This window comes from Armatimonadota bacterium (assembly GCA_035527535.1).
Taxonomy (GTDB): Bacteria; Armatimonadota; Hebobacteria.
The window spans coordinates 1-6,806 of the sequence record DATLAK010000134.1 but is presented as its reverse complement, the minus strand read 5'-3'; the positions used below and the strand labels follow the sequence as shown (position 1 = coordinate 6,806).

The 6,806-nt window shown below is 67.1% G+C and carries 6 protein-coding genes and 2 tRNA genes; 1 reads left to right on the top strand and 7 read right to left on the bottom strand.

Annotated elements, in window-relative coordinates; genetic code table 11:
• The 7 genes from VM221_09575 to cysE form a co-directional block, all read right to left on the bottom strand.
• On the bottom strand, positions 1 to 96 hold a 96-nt coding region (locus VM221_09575; protein HUT75063.1), incomplete at its 3' end, for a GTP-binding protein.
• A gap of 44 nt (positions 97 to 140) precedes the next feature.
• Positions 141 to 216, bottom strand: a tRNA-Thr gene (locus tag VM221_09570).
• 30 nt (positions 217 to 246) lie between these two features.
• A tRNA-Tyr gene (locus tag VM221_09565) sits at positions 247 to 332 on the bottom strand.
• A 608-nt stretch (positions 333 to 940) separates the two neighbouring features.
• The gene (gene sigH, locus VM221_09560) at positions 941 to 1,594 is read right to left on the bottom strand and encodes an RNA polymerase sporulation sigma factor SigH (protein ID HUT75062.1); all 654 of its coding nucleotides are present in this window, start codon (positions 1,592 to 1,594) and stop codon (positions 941 to 943) included.
• A 211-nt stretch (positions 1,595 to 1,805) separates the two neighbouring features.
• A complete protein-coding gene (locus VM221_09555) occupies positions 1,806 to 3,332 on the bottom strand; it encodes a VanW family protein (protein ID HUT75061.1) in 1,527 nt (508 codons plus the stop codon).
• On the bottom strand, positions 3,304 to 4,743 hold the full coding sequence (cysS, locus tag VM221_09550; GenBank protein HUT75060.1) for a cysteine--tRNA ligase: 1,440 nt from the start codon (positions 4,741 to 4,743) through the stop codon (positions 3,304 to 3,306). Before cysS ends, VM221_09555 begins: the two co-directional genes overlap by 29 nt.
• A 62-nt stretch (positions 4,744 to 4,805) precedes the next feature.
• A complete protein-coding gene (gene cysE, locus VM221_09545; GenBank protein HUT75059.1) occupies positions 4,806 to 5,501 on the bottom strand; it encodes a serine O-acetyltransferase in 696 nt (231 codons plus the stop codon).
• A gap of 261 nt (positions 5,502 to 5,762) precedes the next feature.
• Between cysE and VM221_09540 the strand changes: the two genes are divergently transcribed.
• The gene (locus VM221_09540) at positions 5,763 to 6,719 is read left to right on the top strand and encodes a glycosyltransferase family 2 protein (protein HUT75058.1); all 957 of its coding nucleotides are present in this window, start codon (positions 5,763 to 5,765) and stop codon (positions 6,717 to 6,719) included.
• Positions 6,720 to 6,806: the final 87 nt, after the last annotated feature.

Genomic DNA, 6,806 nt, shown 5'->3' with positions numbered 1-6,806 from the left:
GATCGCGCTGGTCAAGGTCGTCTTGCCGTGATCCACGTGCCCAATGGTGCCAATGTTCACGTGCGGCTTCGTCCGCTCAAACTTCCGCTTGCCCATGATCTCGCTCCCGTGCGGCGCCATCCGCGCCGGCCGCCCTAAGCTGGAGCCCACGCCCGGGATCGAACCGGGGACCTTATCCTTACCAAGGATACGCTCTGCCAACTGAGCTACGTGGGCGTTCCTGCATCCGGTCGCGGCCGCCACGCCTGGTGGAGGGAGGAGGATTCGAACCTCCGAAGGCATTCGCCAGCAGATTTACAGTCTGCCCCCTTTGGCCGCTCGGGAATCCCTCCCCATTTACCTAGATGTCCGGGGCACCGACGTCCCCGGACCAACCTAAACTAGCACATTCGACGCTGCGCTGTCAAGCCTGAATCCCCCGAGGGTTGGGACCTCGAAGAGTGGGGATAATGCACTGCCGGATGTGGGAGCGGCGCCCCGCCACACTGCTGGCGGGCAAGCCCTCCGCCGGCGGGCAAGCCTCGCCTGTCAGGCAGGCGCCGCTCTGCGGCGCCAACACCCCGAGCGGTCGGAGTGCCACATGGTGAGTGCCTCAATCCATCCCCACAAGAAAAAGGTCACACCCCCCACGGCTGAGGCCCCAACATGCCGGCCCGAGCATACCGCGCTCGCGCATGGTTTTGCTGGAGTAGGCGAGGGCGACGACCCGCGACCGTCGCTGCACCGCTTGGCCCCGCAGGACCGCCGTCAAGCGCTGACGCGGGAACCTTACAGATGCTCTCGCAACCCGCCGCCCGGGCGCTTCCACGGCAGCGCCGCGAGCACGGGCCGGCGCGCCGTCCGCCACCATACAGCGCGACTGACCGGGAGGCGGGTCCCGGCCAGTCGCGCACATCAGGCATCACGCCGCAGGCCACCGCGATGGCCTGCGGCATAGTGCCTAGGTCGTCACCATCATCTTCTTGAGGCTGCGGCCGATCTTGCGCTTGGCGCGCTGCAGCGCATTATCCACTGATTTGACGCGGCGGTGCAGATCCGCCGCGATCTCCTGGTAGGACTTGCCCTCCAAGTGGCTGCGCAGCACCGCGGACTCGAGGTCGCTGAGGTCACGCCGGATGCGTTCGCACAGGTCATCCGAGAACTGCTGGGTGACAACCACATCCTCGGGATCACTGGTATCGCTCTCGGCGAGGGTATCGAGCAGGGTGCGGTCGGAATCGGAATCGAAGAGGTTGGCATGCAGAGAGACATAGGAGTTGAGCGGAATATGCTTCTGACGGGTCGCGGCCTTGATGGCGGTGAAGATCTGGCGGCTGATACAGAGCTCGGCAAAGGCGCGGAACGGAAGCAGCTTGTCGTTGCGGAAATCGCGGATGGCCTTGAAGAGGCCGATCATTCCTTCCTGGATGATGTCGTCGTGATCGGCGCCGACCAGGAAGTAGGACCTGGCTTTTCCCTCCACGATGTTGCGATACTTCGCCAGTAGATGCTCGGTAGCGCCCTGGCTACCGCCCTTTGCGTATCTTACAACCTCCTCATCGAGCATGCATTGGAAGTAGACAATACCGCCGTCGCGAATGCCGATTTCAGCCATCCGTTAGCCTCCACGGACCTGGGGGGTGCGCACAACCCGCCTGCCTGTCTCCCACCGTACCCCGGGGGACCGACAGTGACGTCTCGATGCCAGTTCTCAAGCTGCCATACAAGGCGCAACGCGTGATTGACCCTAGGAAATCCACGTGGCTTCGGGCCCTGCCTAGACCACGGCGGATTATATTCCAATTGGCTGAAGAAGTCAACATTAATCACGCGCGGATTTTTCGGTCACCGCCGGCGTTCGCGAGCGACCGCGGCGGCTCGGCTTGCGTCCCGCCGCGGTCACCATCCGCATTGACCTCCGGCGCGTTACCCGGCGCGGCGGAGGCGGCGGGCGCTGGCGGTTGCTCCGGCGCCGACGGCCCCGCCCGGATGACCCCGCGCTGCGCGGCGTAGTAGCTGGAGGTGACGTCAGTGACGTTACCTCCGTCCCCCGTGATGGTGCGTATCAGGCGCACCCGCAGCCCCGGCCGTGCCGGAATCTCGATCTTACGCTCTCCCACAGCCAGCGTCGAGTCCTCTATGGTCCGCGCCGCAGGGGGCTCCACCTGCTGCACCCGGCGCACCAGTTCTACCCGCGGCGGCGGCCCATGCCCCAAGGCCCGACAGATGAGTCTGCCGCCCTCCACCCGCGCCCACAGCACGACGGGATGCTGCAAGCTGTTGCGGAACTTGAGATCCATGACGCCCTGCACCACGGTCGCGTCGAGCCCCGCGGGCGTGTACGGCACGGGATGGGAGTGGTGGCTGCGCTTGACGGTAGCAAGTCCCGCCCGCAGCGCCACCTGGTAGAGGGTGGAACTCACCTGGCACGCGCCCCCGCCGGTGCCGGGCACCAGTTTCCCGGCGACAATAACCGGGGCGGTGCGGTATCCCTGGTTCTCGGTGCGCGGCCCCACCACTTCGTCGTAGGAGAAGACCGCGCCCGGCGCCAGCAGGTAACCGTCCACGGCCGCGGCCGCGAGGGCGATGTTGTGACGCCGGTTGCGGGAGCTGCCGGCCACCGTCGTGACGACGGTGACGAGCACGGTATCTATGCCGTTGAACTTGTCGGCGGTCACCGCCGGACCCACGAAATGCGCTGGCAGGCGCAGGGGGCCACGACACCCCTCGCGCGCCCAGTCCCGGATCGCCTCCAGCGCCTGCCCGGTTTCGACCACCACGCCCGGTCTCCCCGGGGTGACGCGCACCGCATGGCCGTCAAGCTCGGTCTGCGCGCTTACTGCGGCACGGTCGAAACGCTTGGCACACTGCGCGGCGAACAGCGCGACCTGCTCCGGGTCGGCCTCCATGGGAACAGCGATATCGGTGCGCCGCCACTGTGCGTGGATGCGAGCGGCAAACTGGCGCAGGGGCGAGCCGGTCCTGCCGATGGCGTAGGCCTGCTGCACCGCCCCCTGAATGTTGGGCGATACGCCGGTGTCCGCTACCGTGCAGGTGAATCTTCGGTCTGCGACCACGACCGTTGCCGGGATCTTCGCGGGAGGGGTGACCGCGTTGAAAATCTTGTCGTTCAACTTGTCCTCATCGCGCAGTCCGCCAACTGCGGCGCCGGCGACGAAGATGTTGGGGTAGATCTGGCCGCGGTCAGCCGTCATCCCCGCGAGCCCAATGCCGGTCACTAGCAAGACGGTGACGAGGATAGCCAGCCCCCGCGGTCGCCGAGCGCGGCGCACTACGCGCGGGGCGCCGTCTGCGGGTGCCATGTCATGATGCTTTGCGCCAAGTGGTTCCATCAACACGATCCTCCAGGCTGACGCCGAGGGCGGACAATCGGCTGCGGATCTCGTCCGCCAGGGCGAAGTCGCCCGCTGCCCGCGCCCGCTCGCGCAAGCTCACCAGCAGGTGCATGAGTTCGTCCGCCAGGCCCTCCCCCTCCCTGTGCTCGGCGTCGAGAGTCAGACCCAGGGCCTCAGCGAGCTCTCGCAGCGCCGCCAGCGCCTTGGCGAACGACGGGCCGTGCGCGCGCGTCGGAGCGGTGCGCTCGTCGGCGAGGCGATGGACGTGAGCAACCAGGTCAAAGAGCGCGGCCAGCGCCCGCGGCGTGTTGAAGTCATCGTCCATCGCGCCCGCGAACTCGCGCCTGGCCACGTCCGCGGTCTGCTCCAATTCCAGCAGGGGCTGCGCGCCCTGCTCGCCGCTGTCGGCGCGGGCGATCATGCGTTCCAGGTGGGCGCGGCCGATCTCGAGGCGCTCGAGCGCGCTGCGGGCTTGATCCAACGCTCCATCGGTGAACTCGAGCTGCTGACGGTAATGGGCGGACAGAAAAAGGAACCGCAGCACCGGTGGCGGATAGTGCGCAAGCACCTCTCGCACCGTGAAGAAGTTGGCCAGCGACTTGGACATCTTCCTGCGTTCGAGCGTGAGCATTCCCCCGTGCATCCAATAGCGGACAAAAGGCGAATGCCCGGTGACCGCCTCGGACTGCGCGATCTCGTTCTCGTGATGCGGGAAGATCAGATCCGCGGCCCCGCCGTGAATATCCAGCTCTTCGCCCAGCAGCGTCGTGGACATGGCGGTGCACTCGATGTGCCACCCCGGGCGGCCTTTCCCCCACGGGCTGTCCCACGACGGCTCGCCGGGCTTGGCTGACTTCCACAGGCCGAAGTCGAGCGGGTCGCGCTTGCGCTCGTCCACCTCCACCCGCGCGCCGGCCAGCAGGTCATCCGGGTTGCGCCCGGATAGCCTGCCGTAGCCCTCGAACTTGCGCACCTCGTAGTACACGTCACCATCCACGACGTAGGCGAATCCGCGCTCGATCAAGGTGGATACGATGCGGATCATGGCTTGCAGGTACTCGGTGGCGCGCGGCTCGTGGCCGGCGTGGCGCACCCCCAGGGAATCCATGTCCTCGAAGTAGGCTTGGGTATAGCGCCGGGCGATGTCATCCGCGGACACGCCTTGCTCGCTGGCGGCCTTGATGATCTTATCATCGACATCGGTGATGTTGCGCACCATCTCGACGTCATAGCCGGCGAACTCCAGGTATCGGCGGATGATGTCGAAGCTGACGAAGGTGCGCGCGTTGCCGACGTGGATGTAGCCGTACACCGTCGGCCCGCACACGTACATGCGAACGCGGCCCGGTTCGCGCGGGACGAAGGGCTCTTTCCGGCGCGTGAGAGTGTTGTAGATGACCAGTCCCAACTGAGCCTCCACCGACGGTTGCGCGCCGTCCCCATCATGGCGGCCGGTGCCGGATGCGCCGGCTACGCTTGGGGAGGCGAGGCGGGCAGCGCCTGACGCTCCCGCTTGAGCCTCTCGATCTCCTGCTCCAGGGAGCGGACGCGATCGCGCAGCGCCCCCAAGTGCGAGTCTATCCGCTCCATGCACTTGTCACAGGGGTCGGGCACCGCGCCGTGCTCCAGCGACGGCTCCGCCACCCGCTTGCCGTTCTGCACCACCACCCGCGCCGGAACTCCCACCGCGGTCGCGTTGGCCGGAACCGACTTGAGCACCACCGACCCGGCACCGATGACCGTGCTGTCGCCAATCGCGATAGCGCCCAGGATCTTGGCCCCCGCGCCCAGGGTGACATTGCTGCCAATGGTGGGGTGGCGCTTTCCCCGCTCCTTACCGGTACCACCCAAGGTCACGCCCTGGTACATGAGCACGCGGTCACCGACTTCCGCGGTCTCGCCGATAACCACGCCGGTGCCGTGGTCTATGAAGACCTCGCGCCCGATGCGAGCCGCGGGGTGGATCTCGATGGCGTTGAGAAAGCGAGCGAACTCCGACAGGCAGCGCGCCAGAAAGTGCAGCCGGTGGTTCCAGACCCAGTGCGCCACGCGATGCATGAGGATGGCGCGCACTCCCGCATAGCACAGCAGCACCTCGATCCTGCTGCGCGCCGCCGGGTCGCGCGCCAGCGCGGCCGTGAGGTCTGCCCGAATCTCGGAGAACATGCGGGGCGCAACCTTCCTTCGCGTTCGCCGGCCCGGTCACCCTGCGGGGCGCCTGGCCTGCGAATCCGCGCCTCGGGTAAAGTATAGTTAACCCCGCGAGGTGGTGTCAAGCAAACCGAGACCTGGGTGGGCGCAGCCGCGCGGAAGCCGCATGCCGCCGGCACCGGCTCCTGCCGGCATCGCCTGCAGCGTGGTCAACCATGAGACGACGCACGGCGGCGCGCTGCAGGAGGCCGCGCGGGACGGACAGAAGAGCCAGGCGTGGCATGTGTTGACGTCATCATACCGAACCGCAATGGTCGCGCCGTCCTGCCCGGCTGCTTGGCGGCCCTGGAGGCGCAGACCTATCGCGGTTTCTCGACCTTGGTGGTGGACGACGCCTCGACCGACGATTGCATCGCCCGTGTCCGGTGCGACTTCCCCGCGGTAGGTATCCTGCAACTTCCGCGCGGCCTCGGGTTCGCCGGCGCGGTCAACAGTGGCATCCGCGCCACCCGCGCGCCCTACGTGGCGCTGCTCAATTCGGACGCCGAGCCCGCGCCCGACTGGCTGGCGGAGCTGGTGCCAGCGATCGAGCAGCACCCGGAGGTTGGCTGGTGCGCGTCCAAGATGCTGTTTCCCAACGGCTTGATCAACTCCGCCGGCCAGGTTTTCCTCCCCCGCGGACACGCGGCCGACATTGGATTCGGCGAGCCCGAGCGCCCGGAGTTCGCACAGCCCCGATACGTCTTCGGCGCCTGCGCCGGCGCGGCCCTCTACCGCCGCCGCATGCTGCAGGCGGTGGGGCTGTTCGACGACGACTTCTTCATGCTCGCGGAGGACGTGGATCTCAGCTTCCGCGCCCAGCTGGCGGGTTGGCGATGCCTCTACGTGCCGGGCGCGACCGTCATTCACCGGCACGCGGCAACTCGCCGCGCCCTGGGATCGCTCAACGAGTTCTACTCCGTGCGCAACAGCTTGTACTGCGACCTCAAGAACCTGCCGACCAGCCTGTGGCTTAAGTATATGACGTCGTTTCTGCGCTACCAGTGGAGCGCAGCCTTCGAGTGGACCGCTCGCGGTCGCTGGCGCGCGTGGGCGGCGGCTCACTGGTCGCTGCTGGCGGATCTGCGCACGGTGCTGCGCAAGCGAGCGCAGGTGCAGGATGGCGCTGCGATCTCCGCGGGGCAACTGGAGCGCAGCTTCTGGCCCCAGCCGCTGGAACCGAGAAGGAGATGAGGATACTCGCGCTGCGCACGCTCCCCAGCCACGAGTTCCTGCAGGCGCTGCAGGCGCTGAGGATGACCCATCCGGGGTGCGAAGTGA